This is a genomic window from Desulfococcus sp., from assembly GCF_041737845.1.
GTDB lineage: Bacteria > Desulfobacterota > Desulfobacteria > Desulfobacterales > Desulfococcaceae > Desulfococcus.
In genome coordinates, this window is the sequence record NZ_JBGSQX010000113.1 from 1 (window position 1) to 22,494 (window position 22,494).

Annotated in this window: 12 protein-coding genes; 10 read left to right on the forward strand and 2 right to left on the reverse strand. The window is 64.6% G+C overall.

Annotated elements, in window-relative coordinates:
* The 4 genes from cydD to ACEW8N_RS12925 all read left to right on the forward strand — a co-directional run.
* On the forward strand, nucleotides 1-1,559 hold a 1,559-nt coding region (gene cydD, locus ACEW8N_RS12910), incomplete at its 5' end, for a thiol reductant ABC exporter subunit CydD (protein WP_373500242.1).
* Nucleotides 1,552-3,312: a thiol reductant ABC exporter subunit CydC gene (gene cydC / locus ACEW8N_RS12915; protein ID WP_373500243.1), complete on the forward strand. Its 1,761-nt coding sequence runs from the start codon at nucleotides 1,552-1,554 to the stop codon at nucleotides 3,310-3,312. The genes cydD and cydC, both read left to right, overlap by 8 nt.
* An 86-nt stretch (nucleotides 3,313-3,398) precedes the next feature.
* On the forward strand, nucleotides 3,399-5,411 hold the full coding sequence (locus ACEW8N_RS12920) for an acyl CoA:acetate/3-ketoacid CoA transferase (RefSeq protein ID WP_373500244.1): 2,013 nt from the start codon (nucleotides 3,399-3,401) through the stop codon (nucleotides 5,409-5,411).
* Nucleotides 5,408-9,409 (forward strand): AsmA-like C-terminal domain-containing protein, encoded by a 4,002-nt coding sequence (locus ACEW8N_RS12925; protein WP_373500245.1) that lies wholly within the window; start codon nucleotides 5,408-5,410, stop codon nucleotides 9,407-9,409. The genes ACEW8N_RS12920 and ACEW8N_RS12925 overlap by 4 nt, the downstream gene beginning before the upstream one ends.
* Nucleotides 9,410-9,556: 147 nt before the next feature.
* On the opposite strand, the gene ACEW8N_RS12930 is transcribed toward ACEW8N_RS12925, so the two are convergent.
* Nucleotides 9,557-10,783, reverse strand: coding sequence for an LL-diaminopimelate aminotransferase (locus ACEW8N_RS12930; RefSeq protein WP_373500246.1), 1,227 nt, complete (start codon nucleotides 10,781-10,783; stop codon nucleotides 9,557-9,559).
* A 139-nt stretch (nucleotides 10,784-10,922) separates the two neighbouring features.
* On the opposite strand from ACEW8N_RS12930, the gene recQ reads away from it, so the two are divergent.
* The 5 genes from recQ (at nucleotide 10,923) to ACEW8N_RS12955 (ending at nucleotide 20,146) form a co-directional block, all read left to right on the forward strand.
* Nucleotides 10,923-12,842: a DNA helicase RecQ gene (gene recQ / locus ACEW8N_RS12935; protein WP_373500247.1), complete on the forward strand. Its 1,920-nt coding sequence runs from the start codon at nucleotides 10,923-10,925 to the stop codon at nucleotides 12,840-12,842.
* Nucleotides 12,843-12,985: 143 nt separating this feature from the next.
* A complete protein-coding gene (locus ACEW8N_RS12940; protein ID WP_373500248.1) occupies nucleotides 12,986-13,888 on the forward strand; it encodes a diguanylate cyclase in 903 nt (300 codons plus the stop codon).
* 54 nt (nucleotides 13,889-13,942) lie between these two features.
* Nucleotides 13,943-16,735, forward strand: coding sequence for an SNF2-related protein (locus ACEW8N_RS12945; protein ID WP_373500249.1), 2,793 nt, complete (start codon nucleotides 13,943-13,945; stop codon nucleotides 16,733-16,735).
* Nucleotides 16,736-16,834: 99 nt separating this feature from the next.
* Nucleotides 16,835-17,689 carry a neutral zinc metallopeptidase gene (locus ACEW8N_RS12950; RefSeq protein ID WP_373500250.1) on the forward strand — a complete coding sequence of 285 codons (855 nt, stop codon included), beginning with the start codon at nucleotides 16,835-16,837 and terminating at the stop codon, nucleotides 17,687-17,689.
* 45 nt (nucleotides 17,690-17,734) lie between these two features.
* A complete protein-coding gene (locus ACEW8N_RS12955) occupies nucleotides 17,735-20,146 on the forward strand; it encodes an ATP-binding protein (protein ID WP_373500251.1) in 2,412 nt (803 codons plus the stop codon).
* 62 nt (nucleotides 20,147-20,208) lie between these two features.
* Here the strand turns inward: ACEW8N_RS12955 and ACEW8N_RS12960 are convergent, their stop codons facing one another.
* Complete coding sequence (locus tag ACEW8N_RS12960) at nucleotides 20,209-20,985, reverse strand: YkgJ family cysteine cluster protein (RefSeq protein ID WP_373500252.1); 777 nt, start codon at nucleotides 20,983-20,985, stop codon at nucleotides 20,209-20,211.
* A gap of 342 nt (nucleotides 20,986-21,327) precedes the next feature.
* On the opposite strand from ACEW8N_RS12960, the gene ACEW8N_RS12965 reads away from it, so the two are divergent.
* The gene (locus tag ACEW8N_RS12965) at nucleotides 21,328-22,476 is read left to right on the forward strand and encodes a SpoIIE family protein phosphatase (RefSeq protein ID WP_373500253.1); all 1,149 of its coding nucleotides are present in this window, start codon (nucleotides 21,328-21,330) and stop codon (nucleotides 22,474-22,476) included.
* Nucleotides 22,477-22,494: the final 18 nt, after the last annotated feature.

The following is a 22,494-nucleotide window of genomic DNA, read 5'->3' on the forward strand; positions in this document are numbered from 1 at the left end:
CCCGGGCCGCCCTGGGATGGATGCGGGAAGGGGCGGGCTTCCGCGCCGGGGCCGCAGTCCGGGAAGCGGTGCGGATGTCGATCATGAACCGCCTCATCGGATCCGGCACGGCCCTCATGGACGGCGGGCGGACCGGGGCCCTGGCCTCCGTCGCCATGGAGCAGGTGGAGGCCCTCCACAATTTTTTCGCCCATTACCTGCCCCAGATGGCCCTGGCCGTGGTGGTTCCCCTCACCATCCTGGCCTTTGTCTTTCCCGTGAGCTGGGCCGCGGGGGGCCTTCTCATGCTGTCGGCGCCCATGATCCCCATGTTCATGGTCCTGGTGGGCATGGGGGCCGAGAGCATGAGCCAGCGCCATTTCCAGGCCCTGGCCCGCATGAGCGCCCATTTTCTCGACATCCTCCAGGGGCTTTCGACCCTCAAGCTCTTCAACCGGAGCCGGGACGAAAAACAGAACATCGCGCGGGTCTCCGGTGAATTCCGGCGCCGAACCATGGCGGTCCTCCGCATCGCCTTCATCTCGTCGGCCGTCCTCGAGTTCTTCAGCGCCTTGTCCATTGCCCTCGCGGCCGTCTTCCTGGGCATGCGCTACCTAGGCTACGTCGATTTCGGCACCTACGGAGAGCCCCTGACCCTGGCGGGCGGCCTCTTCATCCTGCTGCTTGCGCCGGATTTCTACCTCCCCCTCCGGGAGCTGGGGACCCACTACCACGCCCGGGCGGAAGCCGTCGGCGCATCCAGGGCCATCCTCGAGGCCCTCGAACACCCCCTGCCCCACCCGGGGTCCGGCGAGATGGACGGCCGGCCCGACCTCCCCATCCGCATCGAATGCAGGGACCTCCACCTGGCCTATGACGGCGGCCGGCGCGCGGCCCTGGCCGGGGTCGACCTCGTCCTCGCCCCCGGTGAAAAAACCGCCCTGGTGGGCGAAAGCGGAGCGGGGAAGACTACCCTCCTCCACCTCCTGCTGGGGCTGCTGGCCCCCGACCGGGGCGGCATCCGGGTCAACGGCCGGCCCCTCGGCGGGATCTCCCCCAAGAGCTGGCACCGCCGTATTGCCTGGATCGGCCAGCACCCCGTCCTGTTTTACGGGACGGTCCGGGAGAATATCCGCATGGGCCGGCCCAACGCCTCCGACGACGAAATCCTGGATGCGGCCCGGTCTGCCCGGGTCCTCGAATTCACCGACCGCATGCCCGCGGGGCTCGACACGCCCGTCGGGGAGCGGGGCGGGGCACTCTCCCGGGGCCAGGTCCAGCGAATCGCCCTGGCCCGGGCCTTCCTGAAGGATGCGCCCCTCGTGCTCCTGGACGAGCCCACCGCCGGCCTCGACCCCGACAACGAGCGGATGGTCATGGCCGCCATCGGCCTGCTGACCGCGGGGCGAACCCTGCTGATGGCGACCCACCGCCTCGCCACGCTCAAGGAAGCCGACCGGATCCTGGTCATGGCGGAGGGCCGCATCGTCGAGGCGGGCACCTTTTCCGAACTGGCGGCTCTGGGCGGGGCCTTTGACCGGTTTGTCCGGGAAAACCGGGGGGCGGTGGACCATGGGTAGCCTTTACCGGGATCTCGCGCCCTTCGTCGGCCGCTTCCGGCCCCAGTGGGGGTGGATGGCGCTGGGGACCCTCCTCGGCCTCGCCACCGTCGCGGCCGGGGTCGGCCTCATGGCCCTGTCGGGGTGGTTCATCTCCGCCGCGGCCATTGCCGGCCTCTCCTCCGAGACCGCCCATCTCTTCAATTTCTTCTATCCCAGCATCGGCGTGCGCCTCTTCGCCTTTGTCCGGACCCTCGCACGCTACGGCGACCGCATCGTCTCCCACGACGCCACCTTCCGCATCCTCGAAACCCTGAGGGTCTGGTTCTACACCCGGATCGAGCCCCTGGGGCCCGGCCCCCTCGGGGGCTTCCGCAGCGGCGACCTGCTTACCCGCGCCGTGTCCGACATCGACGCCCTGGACAACCTCTACCTGAGGGTGATCCAGCCGACCATCGTCGCCCTGATCCTGGCCGTCATGCTGCCTGCGTTTCTCTTCTCCTTTGACGCCGGGATCGCCCTGGCCGCCGCCGCGGGGATTCTCGCCGCCGGCTTCGTTCTGCCCGTCATGTCGGGGAAACTGGGCGGCGCCGTCGGGCAGGGGATCGCCCTCCGCACCTCCCGGCTGCGGACCCGGATCGTCGACGGGCTCCAGGGCGCCCCCGAGCTGATCGTCTTCGGTGCGTCGGAGCGTTACCTGGAGGCGGTCCGGGAGGAAAACCGCGGGCTGATGGAGGATCAGCGGCGCATGAGCCGTATCCGGGGGCTGTCCACCGCCCTTACGACCCTCCTCTCCGGGCTCACCGTGGGGGTCGTGCTCTGGCTGGGGGCCGAAGGGGTCTTCCGGAAGGAGATGGGCGGGGCCGGCCTGGCCCTCGTGGCCATGGCGGTCCTGGCCGCCTTCGAGGGGGTCATGCCTCTGCCGGCCGCCTACCAGTTCCTGGGACGCACCCGGGAGGCGGCGGCCCGTCTCTCGGAGATCGTCCGGGTCAAGCCCGCCACGGTCTTCCCGGCGGTTTCGGCCGGGCCGCCAAGCGCCTTCGATCTCACCTTCGAGACGGTCGGGTTCCGGTACGCGGTCGACGCCCCGCCTGCCCTGGACGGGGTCTCCCTTCATATTCCGGAGGGCCGGCGCGTTGTCGTTCTGGGCCACACCGGGGCCGGGAAGACCACCCTCGTCAACCTCCTCGTCCGCTTCTGGGACCCCACGGAGGGCCGGATCCTCATCGGCGGCCGGGATATCCGCTCCTTCAGCGAGGCGGATCTCCGGCGGATGATTTCGGTCGTGTCCCAGCAGGCCCACCTGTTCAACGCCAGTGTCCGGGACAACCTCCGGGTCGCCTGCGGGAACGCTTCCGAGGCCGACATGAAAGGCGCCCTCGCGGCCGCACGGCTCCTCGACGTCGTGGAGAGCCTGCCCGAGGGCCTGGACACCTGGATCGGCGAGGGCGGCCGGGAGCTTTCCGGAGGCCAGGCGCGACGGCTCTCGGTGGCGAGGGCACTGCTCCACGACGCCCCCATCTGGATCCTCGACGAGCCCACCGAGGGGCTGGACACCGTCACCGAAAGGGAGATGATGGCATCCCTCTATCGCCACGCCCGGGGCAAGACCCTCCTCCTGATCACCCACCGGCTCTTGACCGGCGACAGGATGCCCTCCGGCACAGGGGAGCGGGAGGCCTCGGCCCCGGGGGCGCCCCGGTCGTCCGACACCATGGTGATGCTGGACCGGGGGCGGATCGTCGACCAGGGTCCGCTCGACTTTTCCTTTTGACAAGGGGTTGATTTTATTTTATTCACCCAAAACGATGGTCAACCCCCAGAAGGGCGACAACATCAATCCCACGAAAGGAGGCCCAGATGGCGAAACATGTATCGAACAGCGTGCATCCCATGCTTTCCTCCCTTCCGCCTTCCCGGATGAAGAAGGGAAAGATCGTATCGGCGGAAGAGGCCGTCCAGGTGATCCGCGACGGCGACACCGTCACCACGGGCGGGTTCGTGGGCATCGGCTTTCCCGAGGAGGTTGCCGTCGCCATCGAGGACTATTTCATGGCAAACCAGCGCCCCCGGAACCTGACCCTCCTCTACGCCGCCGGACAGGGCGACGGCGGGGAGCGGGGCCTGAACCACCTGGGCCATGAAGGCCTGGTCCGGCGCGTGATCGGCGGGCACTGGGGCCTGGTCCCCAAACTCCAGAAGCTGGCCGTGGAAGACCGCATCGAGGCCTACAATCTCCCCCAGGGCGTCATCTCCCACATGTACCGCGACATCGCGGCCGGAAAACCCCGGACGATCACCACGGTCGGCCTGGGCACCTTTGTGGACCCCCGAAACGGCGGCGGCAGGATCAACCCCCGGACCACCGAGGATCTGGTGGAACTCGTCCGCTTTGACGGGAAGGAATACCTCGCCTACAGGACCCTGCCCATTCACGTGGCCATCCTGCGGGGCACCACCGCGGACACGGACGGCAACATCACCATGGAGCGGGAGGCCCTGACCCTGGACTCCCTGGCCATCGCCACCGCCGCGCGGAACTCCGGCGGGTTTGTCATCGTCCAGGTGGAGCGCATCGCCGACCGCGGCACCCTGAACGCCCGCCAGGTCAAGATCCCCGGCATTCTGGTGGACTGCGTCGTGGTGGCCCGGCCCGAAAACCACCGTCAGACCTTCGGGGAGATCTACAACCCGGCCTACAGCGCGGAAATCCGCGTGCCCATGAAGTCCATCGCCCCCATGGAGATGAGCGACCGGAAGATCATCGCCCGGCGGGCCGCCTTTGAACTCCAGGCCAACAGCGTCGTCAACCTGGGGATCGGCATGCCCGAAGGCATCGCCAGCGTGGCCAACGAGGAGAAAATACTCGACTTCATCACCCTGACGGCCGAGCCCGGGGTCATTGGCGGCCTCCCCGCCGGCGGCCTCAACTTCGGGGCCGCCGTCAACACGGACGCCGTCATCGACCAGCCCGGCCAGTTCGATTTTTACGACGGGGGCGGCCTCGACATGGCCTTTCTGGGCCTGGCCCAGTCCGACCGGGAGGGAAACCTGAACGTAAGCAAGTTCGGCGCCAGGCTGGCCGGCGCCGGCGGGTTCATCAACATCAGCCAGAACGCCGCGCAGGTGGTGTTCGTGGGCACCTTCACTGCGGGCGGCCTGGAAGTCGCCGTCCGGGACGGGGGCCTCGAGATCCTGAAGGAAGGCAGGGTCCGGAAGTTCCTGGACCGGGTGGAGCACGTCACCTTCAGCGGCGCCTATGCCGTCGGAAAGGGGCAGCCGGTCCTGTACGTCACCGAGCGGTGCGTCTTCCGGCTGACCCCCGAGGGGATGGCGCTGATCGAGATCGCCCCCGGCATCGACCTGGAGCGGGACATCCTCGCCCACATGGCGTTCACGCCCCTCATGAAGTCGCCGCCCCGCCTGATGGATTCGCGCATCTTCCGGCCGGAACCCATGGGGATCAGGGAGGACCTGATCACTCTCTCCCTGGAAGAACGCATGACATACGACCCGACCGAAAACATCCTCTTCATCAATTTTGAAAATTTTTCGGTGACAAACAGCGATCAGGTGAGAAATATCGAGTCCATGGTGGAAACGATCGTCCGGCCCCTGGGAAAGAAGGTCTACGCCATCGTCAATTATGACAATTTCACCATTGCGCCCGATGTGCTGAACGAATATACCTACATGGTCAAAGGACTGGTCGACCGCTTCTACACCCACGTCACCCGGTACACGACCAGCACCTTTCTCCGAATGAAGCTGGGGGATGCCCTCGAACGGCGGAACGTCTCCCCCCATATCTACGAAAGCAGAGCGGAGGCTCAACAGGCCCTCGGAATCTCATCGAAAGTTGAAAACGCGTGAACATCTACCTCAAATCAGCGCTCAGGTGGTTCTATCGATTCCTCGTCACCCTCCTGATCATAGGCGTCCTCGCCATCATCTGGATCCGGGTCCAGCAGCCCTCCCTGAAATTCCTCGACCCCCACATCCAGGAGGCCTTCCGACCCATGGCGCCCCGGTACCAGGTGACCTATGAAGACATCCGGTTTGCGTGGCCCAGAGGGCGCCTGACGCCCGGCATCGGCATCACCGAGGCCCGGTGCCTCATGAACGGCGACACGCTTCTGGCGCGGCTTCCCTCGATCACCCTGAGGCTCTCCCTCAGCCAGCTCATCCGCGGCAGGATCGAGCCGACCGAGATCTGGCTCTCGCGGCCCCGGATCAACCTCTCCGGCATCGCCCGGTCGGCGGAATTGCCCGCGGGACCGGCCGGATGGACCCTCGGGTCCATCAGCAATCCGGAATTTTTGGACGACCTCTTCGCGTTCGCCGACCGGCACGCCGATTTCAAGCGTCTTTACGCCACCAACGGCCGGCTCATCCTGCCCGGCGACGCCCAGCCCGTCGAACTCGAGCTGCCCAATGTCGTCCTGTCCATGCTCCATGTGGCGCCGACGCCCGAACTGATCCTGACGGCCGCCTATCAGTTCAACGGGAAACCCGGCCGGGTCCAGACCGTGATCCACGCGCGCCCCGACAAAGACGCCGACCCGGGCAAGATCTCCGAAAGCAAGATCCATTTCACCAACCTCTATCCGCCGATCCTGGCGGATCTCTCACCGGACCTTGCCTTCCTGAGGGGGCTTGATTTCACCGCAAATCTCGAAATGCTCTTCCGCGTCGACGCCAGCGGCGCCGTCGATAACCTCCGCTTCGAAATGGAATCCAGCGGGAAAGGGACCCTGTTCCATCCGGAGGTGTGGGAAGCCCCGCTTCCCCTCGAAAAACTGACGGCCAAGGGATGGCTGAAGAACGCCTTCTCCCAGCTGAAGCTGGCAAGCCTCCACCTCGACGCCGGAGGCGCGGCCTTCGACGCCACCGGCACCATCGACAACCTCGGAAAATTCGATGCCGTCTCCCTGGATGTCCGCGTCGATCACCTGAATCCGGCCGAGGCCCACCGATACTGGCCCCATCGGGTGGTTCCGGGCGCCCGGAAGTATATCCGGGAGCATTTTCTCGGTGGGGAGATCTACGATGCCGCGGCCAAAATCCGCATCCAGCCTTCGGATCTTGCGGCTCCCGTCCTCCCCAAAGGGGTCATCCACGCCAGGGCCCCGTTCAGGGGGGTCGGTATGAAATATCATGGAAAGCTCCAGCCGATCTCGGACGCAGAGGGCACGGCCGTGTTCACCGGGCACGACATCACCATCGATGTGGCCGGCGCCCGGAGCTACGGCAGTGAGGCTGCCGATGGGAAGGTCGTCATCGGCAATTTCACGGCCCCCCCCGCCACCATTGATATCCACGCCGTCGCCAAAGGGCCTGCGGATGACCTGCGAAAGGTGATCGAAAGCCTGACGGGACAACAAGACGGCTCGGTCAAGGTCGGGGCCGGAAAAGCCGAAACCCGCCTCGCCTTTCAATGGCCCCTCTCGGGTTTTTCGCAGGAGACCTTCGACTACCACGCGGCATCCAGGATCCTGGGCCTCGATATCCCGGATTTCCATGGATACCGCTGGACCCAGAAGACCCTGCTCGTCTCCCTCGACCGCAACGCCATCGCCGTCAGCGGCACCGACGGAGAGGCGGCCCCTGCGGCCGATCCCAAAAACGCCGTTCCCATCCAGCGGGTGGAGGCCAGGGGGGAACTCTCCTACGCCCCGGCGGGCGTCGAGGTGAACTCGTTTTCAGCCGACCTGGGGGGCCCCGTCCTCACTTTTTCCGGGACCGCGACGGCGGCGGAGCCTTTCCCCCGGGTGCTGTTCGACGGCGCCGTCGACAACCTGCCCATGGCGCTTTTGCTCCGCAGTTGGCCCGACCGACGGGCCGCTCCCGTGAAGGAATGGATCCGGACCCACACGTCGGGCGGAAAGATCCCCCGCGCCGCGGTCCGGATCGATCTCGACCCCGCCGTCTCCACCCTGAAGGATCTTCCGGGTTCCGCCGTGGCCGTCACCGGGGGGTTCAGCGGGGTAGCCCTGAAAGACCTCTCTTCCCTGCCCCCCGTCACCCTGGAAAAGGGCGCCTTCACCCTGTCCGCCGACGCGGCCCGGATCCGCCTCGAATCGGGGCAGTTCGGCCAGTCCCGGATCATCAAGGCCCGGGCCGACATCACCGGCATCCGGACGGACGCCCCCGCCATCGAGATCCAATCCGAAATCGAAGGGCCCGCATCGGATCTCCACGACGCGACCGCAGGCATCTTCAAAGAAAAGGGGGACGGCCTGAAACTGCCCCCCCTGAAGGAAGCCCGGGCAAAAACCCGCGCCCGCTTCAAATTTCCGATCAAGAAGACGCTTGCGGCGGCCGATGTGGACCATGCCGTCACCGCCGACATCTCCGATATCGTCATCAAGGAGTATTCCGGGCTCACCCTGCACAGCGGCAAGGCATCCGCCGCGCTCGAAAACGGCAATTTCACGCTGGACGGGAGCATTTCGAGCGGTCAGACCCCCGTTTCCGTGCATTGGAAAAGAGGCGGCCAAACCCCGGAGACCATCAAGCTCTCGGCTACCGTGGACCCGGCCAATCATGCCGATTTCAGGCTCCCGCCCCTGCCTTTCCTGAAAGGCCCGGTCAAGGCGGATATGGCGCTCACGGTGACCGAAAAAGGGATCGAGATCGACTCCCGGTTCGACCTGACCCAACCGGCCATCGACCTCAAGCGGTGGGGATGGGTCAAGAAGGCCGGCGCCAAGGCGGCCCTGGAGAGCCGGGGAACCTTGACGGAGGGAAAGACGCTGACCCTCTCCCATCTGACCCTCTCGGGAAAGAATCTGGACATGCGGGGGACGGGGACCGCAACCCTCGGGGAGGCCGCCGCCTTCGACCTGCAATTCGACCCGATCAAGATGGGAAAACAGGCCCTTTCGGCCGGGGTGGCCTTCGATAAGCAGCGCGGCTACCGGGTGGACCTGAAGGGCGACCGCTTCGACGCCGCCGGCTTCTTTGCGACGCGCCCCCCGAAAGAGGAAACGGCCGAACCCGAGGGCCCCCCGGCGGCCGATACGCCGGATAAAACGCCCGGCCCCGACATCACCGTCTCGCTGGACATCCGTCAGGCGGCGCTGGCCAACCGCATCACCCTCGACCAGCCGAAAGGCGTCATCGAAATGAAAGGGGCGCGGATCCGCTCGGCCCTCATCGAGGGGGCCCTGAACGGAAAGGCCCCCCTTCACATGTCCATGAACCGGAAAGAGGCTCCGGAGAAGATCCTCCTCACGACGGAAGACGCCGGCGCTTTCCTGAAGGGAATCGACGTGTACCGGAACATCCGGGGCGGGGCACTGACCTTCGACGGCCGGAGCGGGGATATGCTGCCGACGAAAAAACCGGTATCGGGCAAGGTCGAGATCCGGGATTTTCTCCTCGTCAACGCCCCGGGACTCGTCAAGGTGCTTTCCATGGCCTCCTTCGTGGGGGCGCTGGGACAGCTTCAGCGCGGCGGCATCAGCTTCGACGCCCTCGACGCCGATGTCGCCATCGAAAACAACGTCATTACGCTTACGAACGGACGGATGGAAGGCATCTCCCTGGCCATGACGGCCGAAGGGACCTACGACTTTGCCCAGCGCATGTCAAATATCAAGGGCATCGTGATTCCGGTCAACATCCTCAACCAGATGGTTGACATGATACCGGTTATTGGAAAAATGATCACGGGAGACGGCATCATCGCGACCGACTATACCATCAAAGGCCCTTACAAAGACCCGGATGTCAGCATCAAACCCCTCACCACCCTGTCCGTGGGATTCCTACGGACCGTCTTCAAGGGGATTCATCTCAAAGCGGCGGATGGCGATCCGGCCGGGAAGAACCCGGCCCCCTCCGCGCCGGCAAAGCAGGGCAAATAGCTGCGCCGCAGCGGGCAGCAGGCCCCTCTTCGCATCTGCGATGGTGCCTCCGCGGGGGGACGCCGTGACAACCCGGCCCCGTGGGGCGCATCGAGGCCGGGCGGCGGCGGAGAAGACGCCCCGCCATGACCTGGGCCTGACCCGGGCCTATTTCATCAGGGCCGACCGGATGCGGCCCATGGCCTTTTCGACATTCTCACGGCTGTTGAAGGCGCTGATGCGGATGTATCCCTCGCCGCACTTGCCGAACCCGGCGCCTGGGGTGCAGACCACGCCGGCATCGTTCAGGAGCAGGTCGAAAAACGCCCAGGAATCCCGCCGGCCGTCGACCCAGATATACGGGGAGTTTTCCCCGCCTACGCAGTAGAAGCCCAGGGCCCCCATCTCCCGGCGGATCAGGGACGCGTTCTCCAGGTAGCCGTCGATCAAAGCCCGGGCCTGGGCCTGCCCCTCCGGGCTGTACACCGCCTCCGCGGCCTTCTGGACCGGGTACGAGACGCCGTTGAACTTGGTGCCGTGGCGGCGGTTCCACAGGGCGTGGACCGCGTGCCGTTCGCCGGTGCCGTCGTAGGCCATGCAGTCCTTGGGAACGACGGTGAAGGCGCACCGGGTCCCGGTGAATCCCGCCGTCTTGGAGAAGCTGCGGAACTCGACGGCCACCTCCCTGGCCCCTTCGATCTCGTAGATGGAGCGCGGCAGGGCGGGGTCCCGGATGAAGGACTCGTAGGCGGCGTCGTAGAGGATCAGGGCACGGTTCTCGCGGGCATAGTCCACCCAGGCCTTGAGCTGCTCCCGGGTGATCACGGCGCCCGTGGGGTTGTTTGGGTAGCACAGATAGATGAGGTCCACCGGCTCACAGGGCAGCGCGGGGATGAAGCCGTTTTCCCGGGTGCCCTCCAGGTAGACCAGGCCCTCGTAGCGGCCGTCCCGGGCACTGCCGGTGCGGCCGGCCATGACGTTGGTGTCCACGTAGACCGGGTAGACCGGATCGGGGACCGCGATCCGCACATCCTGGGCAAAGATCTCCTGGATATTTCCGTTGTCGCACTTGGCGCCGTCGCTGATGAAGATCTCATCGGCCGCGACCTGTGCGCCCCGTGCCGTGAAGTCGTGGAGGGCGATCTTTTCCCGGAGAAAGGCATACCCCTGCTCCGGACCATACCCCCTAAAGGTTCTGGCGTCGGCCAGATCGTCCACCCCCTGGTGGAATGCCCGGATGCAGGCATCGGGCAGCGGGTGGGTCACGTCGCCGATGCCCAGCTTGATGATCTCCCTCTCGGGATGGGCGGCCTGAAAGGCCTGGACCCGGCGGGCGATGTCGATGAACAGGTAGGATGCCTGAAGCTTCAGATAATTTTCATTGATTTTGATCATAACCGTCTCTTCCTTAATGAACCCGATGGATATTTCAAACCATTTTCGACAGGAAACCCTTATCCAAAAACAGGACGGCCGTCAATCCCGCAGGAGAGGTGCAGCGAAGCGGAACCCGTCGGACCCAAAGGACGCTTTCATGAAACACGAATCGGACATCCCCCGCATTCCCCCATCCGCCGAGGAGATCCTCCGCACCCGTTTCGGCTACCCGGCTTTCCGGGAGCATCAGGAGGCGGTCATCCGCCATCTCGTCCGGGGCGGAGATGCTTTCGTGCTGATGCCCACCGGAAGCGGCAAGTCGCTCTGCTATCAGATCCCGGCCATGATCCGGCCCGGCGTCGGGGTTGTCGTCTCGCCCCTGATCGCCCTGATGCAGGACCAGACCGACGCCCTCCGCGAGAACGGCATCCATGCCGAATTCATCAATTCAACCCTGAGTCCGGGCCAAATCCGCAACGTCGAAGCGCGGGTGCGCTCCGGCCGGACAGACCTCCTCTATGTGGCGCCCGAGCGGCTCACGACCCCGGCGTTTCTGGAGTTCCTGGGCCGGGTCCCGGTGGCGCTATTCGCCATTGACGAGGCCCACTGCATCTCCCAGTGGGGCCATGACTTCCGGCCCGAATACCTGATGCTCTCCCTGCTTTCCCGGCAGTTCCCCGGGGTTCCCCGCATCGCCCTCACCGCCACCGCCGACCCCGCCACCCGAAAGGAGATCGTCGCCAAGCTGGGCCTCCAGCAGGCCCGAAGCTTTGTCTCCAGCTTTGACCGGCCCAACATCTGCTACCGGGCGGAACCGCGTCAGTCCGGCCTCCGCCAGCTCGCAGCCTTCCTTAAAACCGGGCACGACGGCCACTCGGGCATCGTCTACTGCCTGAGCCGCAGGCTGGCGGAATCGACGGCCGGAAAGCTCGGCGACATGGGGTACACGGCCCTGCCCTACCATGCCGGCATGGACGGCGGGGAACGGCTGTCGAACCAGCGGCGGTTCCTGCGGGAGGACGGCATCATCATCGCGGCCACGGTGGCCTTCGGCATGGGCATCGACAAGCCCGACGTCCGCTTCGTGGCCCACATGGGCATGCCCCAGACCCTCGAGGCCTATTACCAGGAGACCGGCCGGGCCGGGCGCGACGGAGAGCCGGCCAACGCATGGATGCTTTACGGCCTTTCGGACGTGGTGGCCATGCGGCGGATGGTCGAGGCCTCCGCCGGAAACGCGGATTTCAAGCGGGTCCGCCACAGGAAGGGGGAGGCCATGTTGGGCTACGCCGAAACGGCCCGGTGCCGCAGGCAGATGCTGCTCGCCTATTTCGGTGAAACCCTGAAGGATCCCTGCGGCAACTGCGACGTCTGCCTGGGCGGGGTCGATACCTGGGACGGGACCCTCGCGGCCCGGAAGGCCCTCTCGTGCGTTTACCGCACCGGCCAGCGGTTCGGGGCCGAGCACCTGGCCAATGTGCTGATCGGCGAGGCCACGGAAAAGATCCGGCGCGCAGGCCATGATCGCGTCTCCACCTTCGGCATCGGCACGGAGCTGTCCCGCAACGCCTGGAGATCCGTCTTCCGGCAACTGGTGGCGGCCGGATACCTCGCCGCGGACCTGGAGGGGATGGGCGGCTTTCATCTCTCCCCGCTGAGCCGGCCGGTGCTTGTGGGGGACGTCGCCGTCCGTTTCCGGAAGGACCCCGAACCGGTCCGGGCGGCCCGGCCGGAACCGAAGCAAAAAGCCGCACCCCAGGCATTCGGGAACCCCGCCGACGCCCTGCTCTGGGAAAGCCTCCGCACCCTCCGCATGGAATTGGCCCGGGCCGCCGGGGTGCCGCCGTATGTCGTGTTTCACGATACCACCCTGCGGGAGATGGTACGCGCCCTGCCCCTGTCCCCGGAAGCGCTGGGGGCCCTTTTCGGCGTGGGGCAGACCAAGCTGGAGCGCTACGGCGAACCCTTTCTGGCGGCCATCCGGACCCACGTCGAAACCCGCAGCGCCTCCGGGAAACTGACGGTTGACGGTTTTGTAAAAAGGCCGAGATCAAGGCTTGCGAATCCCGAGGAATGAGGACTACTTATCGTACGCCGCAGTGACGATGGATGAAGCGTAACGCAGATATCGGCCGGTTTGTGAAACCGTCACAGTTGAAAATGAAGCCGATATGATGTAGCCTCGGAAAAAAAAGCCCCCCCAGCAGAACAGGACAACGCGTGATTTTAAACCAGGACGCTTTCAAGCGGATTATCGAGAACCTGCATGACGGACTCTACATCATCGATGAAAACGGAAGGATCAGCTTCTGGAATAAAGCGGCCGAGCGGATTACGGGTTTTCCGGGGGAAGAGGTGATCGGGACATCCTGCTCCGACAGCATTTTCACCCACCTCGATGCCCATGGAAACGACCTGAACGCCGCCGTATGCCCCATCGGCCAGCCCATATCAAATGAGAGCCCGCGGGAAGCGGAGGTCTATGCGAGCCACAAGACCGGCCGCAGGGTGCCGGTTTCCGTAAGGATCAGCGTGCTGACCGACGCCCGGGAGAATGCCGTGGGATACATCGGCCTCTTTTCCGACATCAGCGGCAAGAAGGCCAGCGAGCTGAGAATCCGGGAGCTTGAAAAGATGGCCCTCCTGGACAAGCTGACCCAGCTGGCCAACCGCTACTATATTGAAAGGGAGATCCGCAACCGGTTCGAGGAAAAAAAACGCTTCAATATCCCCTTCGGCATCCTCTTCATGGATATCGATCATTTCAAGACGGTCAACGACACCTATGGCCATGACGTGGGGGACAAGGTCCTCATGACCGTGGCGGACGTTCTGGTCCGCAACGTCAGGCCGTTTGACCTCTTCGGACGCTGGGGCGGGGAGGAATTCGTGGGGATCATCCGGAATATCCGGCCCGCGGACCTGGAGCATCTGGGCAACCGTCTGCGAATGCTGATCGCCGATGCCTGCCTGCCCCACGGCAGGGAGAAGCTCAGGGTCACCGTCTCCATCGGCGCGACGCTGGTGGACGACGACGACACCATGGAGAGCGTATTCAAGAGAGCCGACAGGCTGCTCTACCAGAGCAAGGCCGCCGGAAGGAACCGCCTCACGATCGCCTGAACCATCCATATCACCAAATCAATTTTCAACTTTTTTGCCTGCGGAGGTTTATCGATGATCACCCTGTCCACCGATTTCATTCGAAAAAACATCGCCCCTTCCGATGTCATTTTTCATCGCGGCCTGGACCTCTACCGGAACGGCGCGTTCGCCTGCGTGGACAGCGACCCCGAAACCGGACGGTTCGTCTATGATGTCGACGGCAGATACGGCGACTACACCACCCGCGTGCAGCTCCTCCCGGACGACCTGGCCACCTCCTGCGACTGCCCCTTCCCCGGGAAGGGATGCAAGCACACCATCGCAGCGCTTCTGGATGTGGAGCAGAGACTCAAGGGCTGGGAACACCTGGGGCGGGATGAAACCCGGCCGAAACCCGAAGCGCCGCCGGACGACATTTGTCTGACCGCCGACGAGATCCGGGAACAGGCCTTGGAAGACCGGAAAAAGCGCGCCAAAAGCGAAGGGTTCAAGACCGTCTGGGGAGACATGCTCAAGGGCGAGCACCTCGTGGAAACCGTGAGGGGCAAACAGTATCTCGTCACCCTCCACGATCCCCTGGAAGGCACGGGGCACTGCACCTGTCCGGATTATGAGACCAACCGCCTCAACACCTGCAAGCACCTTCTCTTCCTCCATCATGAAGTCCGGCGCGACCAGGCGGCTGCAGCCCGGATCGCCTCCGAGCAATTCCCGTTTGTAGACATCTACTGGGACTCCGTCCGCCAGCGCCCCAGGCTGTTCTGCGAACGCCCCGAGGCGGAGGTCCGGGAGGCCCGGGAGCTCTGGCGGGATTTTTTCACGGACGACGGCGACTATCTGCGGGAACGGCCGGCCGATCTCATGGCACTTCTGGGCCGCCTGGACGGCAACAAGCGGGTCCGCTTCCAGGAGTCGCTCCTGAACCGCATCGAACACGACCTCCTGGATGCCGAACTGGCGGAGATCCCAGAGGATGTCTCCCCGGCCCTGGGCCGCATCCGGGCCGAGCTTTACCCGTACCAGGCGGCCGGGGTTCAGTTCGCCCTGCGCAAAAAAGCGGCCCTGATCGGCGATGAAATGGGCCTGGGCAAGACCCTCCAGGCCATCGCCCTGGGGGTCATCAAGAAGGAGCTGTTCGGCTTCAGCCGCATTCTCGTGGTCACCCTGTCCTCCCTCAAGGAGCAATGGAAGCGGGAGATCGAGCGGTTCACGGATGAAAAGGCCGTCATTGTGGCCGGCAACGCCATGCGGCGGCGGGCCGTCTACGACGCCGACGACAGCCTCTTCAAGATCACCAACTACGAGGCGGTGCTTCGGGATGCCGCCGTCATTTCCGGGTACAACCCCGACCTCATGATCCTGGACGAGGCCCAGCGGATCAAGAATTTCAACACCAAGACCGCCGACGCGGTCAAGAACATCCGCCGCAGGCACGCCCTCGTCCTCACGGGGACGCCCCTGGAGAACAAGCTGGAGGACGTCTATTCCATCGTCCAGTTCCTCGACCCCTACCTGCTCTCCCCCCTCTGGCGATTTGCCGCGGACCACTTCATGCTGAGCCGGAAGAAAAAGGGGCAGATCCTGGGCTACCGAAACCTGGACCGCCTCCATGAGAGGCTCAAAACCATCGTGATCCGGCGCCGGAAAGAGGAGGTGCTCTCGGACCTGCCCGAGCAGATCGTCAACAACTATTACGTCGAACTTACGGACAAGCAGGCGGAGATCCACAACGGGTATCTCGCCGCCCTGATGCCGCTCCTGAACAAGAAATTCCTCACCCCCATGGACATCCGCCACATGCAGCAGCTCCTCCTCATGATGCGGATGACCTGCGATTCCACCTATCTCGTCGACCGGCAGACCAACATCTCCCCGAAGCTCACGGAACTGGAGGGGATCATCGATGAACTCGTGGTTCAGAGCCGGCGCAAGGTGGTGATCTTCAGCGAATGGACCACCATGATTTTTCTGATCGGAAAATATCTCTCCTCCGCGGGCATCAATTTCATCGAACTGACGGGCAAGGTTCCCGTCAACAAACGTCAGGCCCTCATCGACGAGTTCACGAACAATCCCGACTGCAAGGTCTTCCTCTCTTCGGACGCCGGGGGCACCGGCCTCAACCTCCAGGCCGCCGACTGCGTCATCAATTTCGAGCTGCCCTGGAACCCTGCCCGGATCAACCAGCGCATCGGCAGGGTCAACCGTATCGGCCAGAAAAGCCGGTGCATCAACGTCGTCAACCTCATCGCCAAGGACAGCATCGAGGAGAAAATCCTGGCCGGCATCCAGCTCAAGACCGCCCTCTTCGAGGGCGTTTTCGACGGCGCCACGGACAAGGTGGAGTTCTCCCGGGAAAAGCGGGCCGAGATGCTCAACCAGCTCCGGGAGATGATGGGCGAGGCGCCTGTTCCGGTGCCTGGCGAAAGCATGCCGGCAGAGGAGCTGCCGGAGGACACGCCCCATTACCTCAATCCAAAGGTCCTGGAAATGAAGGCCCGCGAGGTGGCCTACGACGCCGAAGAGGCTGAAGCGGAGATTCCCGAGGCGGAACCGGCGCCCGCAGAAGCGGCAAAAGGGGTTCCGGATCGATCCGGCGATGGGACGGCTGCCGGGTCGCCTGCCGAGTCATCCGAAAGATCCCCCAGGCCCGGGGGGGAGGCCGGCCAGGGCGGGGACACCCAGGGGAATGCCTCGCCGGAAAGGATGACAGAGGTGCTCAACACCGGGATGCAGTTCATCAGCGGCCTCATGGAGATGGCCACCGGCCGGAAGATGACGGGAACCCATGACGACGGCCGCATGGTTCATATCGATACCGGCACCGGCGAAGTGACCCTGAAATTCAAGCTGCCGGGGTTTTAGCCGTATCCATGAGGCGTAGATACAGTACGCCGCAGTGACGAGGGATGAAGCCTGACGCAGATATCGGATTTTTTACGGAATCGTCAAAAGGAGGCGCCCATGCGGTGGGAAGACGGCAGGAGAAGCGACAACATCGAAGACCGACGGGGGATGCGCGTCTCCCGCGGCAAGATGGGCGGCGGGATCGGAACGCTGATCCTGGTGCTCGTGGCCCTCTATTTCGGGGTGGACCCGTCCATTCTCTTCGAACAGGCCCCCACGGGCGTCGACCCCACCGTCGAGACCCGGCCCGCGGCCCGGTCCCCGGAGGAGGACCGGCTGGCCGAGTTCGTCTCCGTGGTATTGGCCGACACGGAGGACACCTGGAACGAGTACTTTCGAAGCAAGGGTCAGCGCTACGTCCCGCCGAAACTGGTCCTGTTCACCGGCGCGGTCAGCTCCGCCTGCGGGTTCGCCGAGGCCGCCATGGGCCCCTTCTACTGCCCTGCCGACGGGAAGGTCTACATCGACCTCAGCTTCTACCGGGACCTGAAAAACCGCATCGGCGCACCCGGCGATTTTGCCCAGGCCTACGTCATCGCCCATGAGGTGGGGCACCATGTCCAAAACCTCCTGGGCATTTCAGACAAGGTTCAAACCGCCAGGCGCAGGATGAACGAAACCCAGGGCAACCAGCTCTCGGTGAGGCAGGAACTCCAGGCGGACTGCCTGGCGGGCGTCTGGGCTCACCACGCCGACCGGGCGAGGCAGATCCTGGAGGATGGCGACATTGAGGAGGCCCTGAACGCCGCCAGCGCCATCGGGGACGACCGACTGCAGGAAAGATCCCAGGGACGCATCGTGCCCGACAGCTTCACCCACGGCACCTCGGCCCAGCGGGTCCGGTGGTTCCGGAACGGCCTGGAGACGGGGGACATCAACCAGTGCAACACCTTCGCGGCGGACCGGCTGTAGCGTTCCGGATGGTCCGGCCCTGGTCTTCGGGACAAGGAGCCCCTCATGACGCAGAACTATGAAAAACTCGGCGCATTCTACCTCGGCAGGGCCTACAATCCGGAAACCCGGAGCCTTCAGCCCGACCCCGTGCTGTACGACGCCAGGGACCTCACCACCCACGCCGTCATCATCGGCATGACCGGCAGCGGGAAGACCGGCCTGGGGATCGGCCTCATCGAGGAGGCCCTCATCGACAGCATCCCGGTCATCGCCATCGACCCCAAGGGGGACCTCCCCAACCTCCTCCTCCAGTTCCCGGACCTCAAGGCGGCGGATTTCCTGCCCTGGGTCAACCCCGGAGACGCGGCCCGGGAGGGGATGACGCCGGAACAGTATGCCGCGTGCGAGGCGGAAGCCTGGCGGACGGGCCTGGGGGAATGGGGCCAGGGGCCCGAGCGGATCGCGCGCCTTGCGTCCGCCGCCGAACTGGCCGTCTACACCCCGGGCAGCACTGCCGGCCGGCCGGTGAGCGTGCTCCGCAATTTCGCCCCGCCCCCGCCCGGGCTGATGGAGGACGCCGACCTCCTCCGGGAGCGCATTCAGTCGACCGTCACCGGCCTTCTGGGCCTCCTGGGCCTGGATGCGGACCCCATGGCCGGCCGGGAACACATCCTCATAGCCAACATCTTCGAAACAGCCTGGGCCGAAGGCCGCACCCTCGACCTGGCCGGGCTGATCCGGGCCGTCCAGGCGCCTCCCTTCGAACGGGTCGGCGTCATGCCCATGGAGATGTTCTTCCCGGAGAAAGACCGGTTCGCCCTGGCCATTCGCCTCAACAACCTCCTGGCCTCGCCGGGCTTCGAGGCCTGGATGGACGGCCCGCCCCTGGAGATCGACCGTTTTCTTTACACCGACCGGGGAAGGCCCCGGGCATCGATCTTCACCATCAGCCACCTGTCGGACGCCCAGCGCATGTTCTTCGTGACCTTCCTGCTCAACCAGGTCCTGGGGTGGCTCCGCACCCAGCCGGGCACGGCGAGCCTCCGGGCCGTCCTCTACATGGACGAGATCTTCGGGTACTTCCCGCCCGTCGGCAACCCGCCCGCCAAAGGCCCCCTCCTCACCCTGCTCAAGCAGGCCCGGGCCTACGGGCTCGGCATCGTCCTCTCGACCCAGAACCCGGTGGATCTCGACTACAAGGGACTCGCCAACACGGGCTCCTGGTTCATCGGGCGGCTCCAGACCGAGCGGGACAAGGCGCGCGTCCTTTCGGGCCTGGAGGGGGCCGCTGCCGGCGCCGGATTCGACCGCGGCCGGATGGAGGAAGTCCTGGCGGGCCTGGGCAAGCGCGTCTTTTTGCTCCACAACATCCACGACACCCGGCCGGTAATCTTCCAGACCCGCTGGACCCTCTCCTACCTCTCCGGCCCCATGACCCGGGACCAGATCCGGCGGCTGAACCAGGGCGCGCCCAAGACTGCGCCGGAAGCGTCCGACATGTCCGTCTTACGCCCTCATGTGCCGCCGCCGACGGCCGCTACTCCGCCCGTTTCCCCACCCGGCATCGACGTCTTCTTCCTGGCCGCCTCGGGGGCCGGGACGGGGCTCTACTACGCCCCCGCCCTCATCGGCCGGATGGACGTCCATTACAGCCATGCCCGGCACGGCGTGGAGGTCACCCGGTCCATGACCCTGGCCGCCGGTTTCCAGGAGGGCCCCGTCCCTTTTGACTGGGACAGCGCGGCATCGGTGGACGCGGCCTTCCTGACCGCGGAACCCGTCGGCCGGGCCGAATATGCGGAGCTGCCCGCCCCCGCCCAGAAGGCGGCCGCCTACGCCAAATGGCGCAAGGAGCTTGTCCAATGGGTCTGCCGGAATCGGCCCGTTACCCTCTATCAGGCAGCCGATTTCAAGCTGACGAGCCGTCCGGGGGAATCCGAGGGGGCGTTCCGGGCCAGGCTGGCCCAGGCCGCGCGGGAGGCGAGGGATCTTGCGGTGGAACGACTGCGCCGGAAATACGCCGACCGGTTCGCCGCCCTCCGGGACCGGCTCATGCTGGCCGAACAGGCGGTGGCGCGAGAGGAAGACCAGGTCCGGGCTCAGGGGGCACAGACGGCCATCTCCTTCGGCGGGGCCATCCTGGGCGCCCTTCTGGGCCGGAAGGTGGTGAGCGAGGGCGCGGCCTCCCGCATGGGAACCGCCATGAAATCCGCAAGCCGGATCGGCAAGGAGAGGATGGACGTGGCAAGAGCCCGGGAGCGGGCCGACGCCGTCCGGGAAAAACTGGCGGAGCTGGATCGGCAGCTCCAGGACGATATCGACGCCATCGAGATGCGGACGGCGCCCGAGGCCGCGGCCCTGGAGGCCATCGGCGTCCGGCCCAAAAGCACGGATGTCGCCATGGATCTGTTCGGCCTGGTCTGGATGCCCTTTCACCGGAGCGCCGACGGAAGGCTTTCGCCCGACTGGAATTGAGGGTGCACCCCGCTCGGGCAGGGTGGCGAAAGGAGCGGCCACAGGGGGCCGCCCCTACCGGGTCAGAGCCGCCGCTCGCGCAGGGGGCCTTCGCCGCCCAAAAAGCGCAGAATCCAGTCGAACCCCAGGATCAGGAGGGCGGTGTCGCCGTCACGGACCTCATATAGGCGCGCTTCCGGAACATCGAACCGGGACAGGAAGCTGCTCTCGAAAACGAACCTGCGGAAGGAGTCCACGTTGTAGCCCGCCATGTAGACCATCTTGAGGGCCGGGCTTTCCAGGGGCTTTTCCCCGAAAGGGTTCCGCTGAAAGAGGCTGCTGACCCGGGCCCACCGCGCGTTGATCTCGTTGTAGCCGCCCATCCCCTGGTCTTCCATCCACCCTCGGACGCTCCATTCGCGGTCCTCCCCGTGGCCCAAGCAGTGGCCGTGGCGGACGATGCGGGCGCTGATCGCAAACCGGCCGTCGCCGCTCCCGCAGATGGCCGGTTCCAGGGGATAGGCCCGGCAGGAATAGGGCCGGTCCTCGTAGACGGCGCAGCCGTCTTCGGACAGAAAGGAACACGGCTTTCCCGGCCGGTCGCTCATTTGCAGCATGACGGAGGGGAATTGCGGGTTCTCGCGGAACGCGGTGAGGGTGTGTGCGGCCAGGAACTCCGCAGACGTCATGCCGAGGCGCCGCTTCAGGCGGATGATGTCATAGGGATAAAGATACATGTCCGCGTCATGGCAGCACCGGGTGAAGCATGCAACGCCGCTGTGGCAGGCGAACCGGAAAGTGCCGTTTTCATCCAGACGCCGAGTGTTCTCTTCCGTGGGGATATCATTTTTGAATTCCATAACTCTCTTTCACCGATTGATTCGACAACACCATCAACATTCCGTGAAGGCCATTGCGTTGCATCACGGAGGCGATGCCTTCGGGTCGCGCGTCACCTCTTCCTTGAACTCATCGTGCTTCGCCTCCTGTTCCGGCGGCCCGACGTATGCCGGCAAGATAGCATCTAATCGGCCGCCGTTCAACGGGATATCCGCGCCGCCCCTGAATCCGCTGCGGATACAAAATATCATGAATTTTCCTGTTGACATGAATACCATCTTGAGATTCGAAGTCTATCCTGCTATATTTCATGTGAATCCTTTCCTGTTGATCTTATTGTGCCGACGCAAGGGGAAAACCTGATGAAAGAAATGGATAAGATCATGGAATCCATCCTCCTCGTTGACGATCAGCCGGCCAATCTTCAGGTGCTCATTCACACGCTGGAGAGGCTCGGATGCAAGCTGCTGGTCGCAAAAAACGGCGAGACGGCCTTGACGATTGCGCAAAAAGCGCATCCGGATCTCATTCTGCTCGACATCATGATGCCGGGGATCGACGGATTTGAGGTATGCCGGCGATTGAAAGCGAATTCGGACACGAAAAAAATCCCGGTCATCTTCCTTTCCGCGCTGGATGAGACGGGAGACAAGGTGCGCGGGCTGCAGCTCGGCGCGGTGGACTATGTCGCCAAGCCCTTCCAGCCCGAGGAAGTCATCGCCCGGGTGAACACCCACCTGACGATTCACCGGTTGAGCCGCGAAGTCCAGCAGCAAAGGGATGAGCTGGAGCACGAACTCCAGGTCGTGTCACAGCTTCAACGAAACCTTCTGCCCCAGCGCCTGCCGCAAATCAAAGGCCTGAAACTGGCGGTGCATTATGAAACCAGCCGCTATGCCGGCGGGGATTACTACGATGTCGTGGAGCTGCCGGACGGCCTGCTGGCTGTTCTGGTGGCCGACGCGGAAGGCCACAGCGCACCGGCGACGGTCATGATGGCCATGACTTCCGCCCTGTTCCGTTCATGTTCGACCGGCCTGGATGAACCCGACAGGATGCTCTCCTACATCAACGAAAACCTCTGCAAGGTGAACATGCAAAGCTATGTCACGGCGGTCTATGCCGTATACGACGCCCGCTCCAGAAAGCTCAAAATCGCCCGCGCCGGCCATCCGCTCCCCATCCTCTATCGACCCTCCGAAAAAACAGCGGCTGAAATACTTTGCGATGGCGTATTTCTGATGGGATTCACACCTTATTCAGACGTTCCGGTCACCGAGGTCGCGCTTCAACCCGGCGACCGACTGCTGTTCTATACGGACGGCGTCACCGATCGCTCCAACGAAACGCATGAATTCTATGGGACCAACCGCCTGCTCCAGCAATTTGGAGCTGCCGTCCCCGATGACCCTGACGCCATCCTCAAAGGGATTATCGATGACCTGTCACGGTTCGCAGGGGTTCGCCCGGCCGACGACGATCAAGCGATGCTGATCGCTGTTGCCGAATAGCACCACGATTCCTCGATG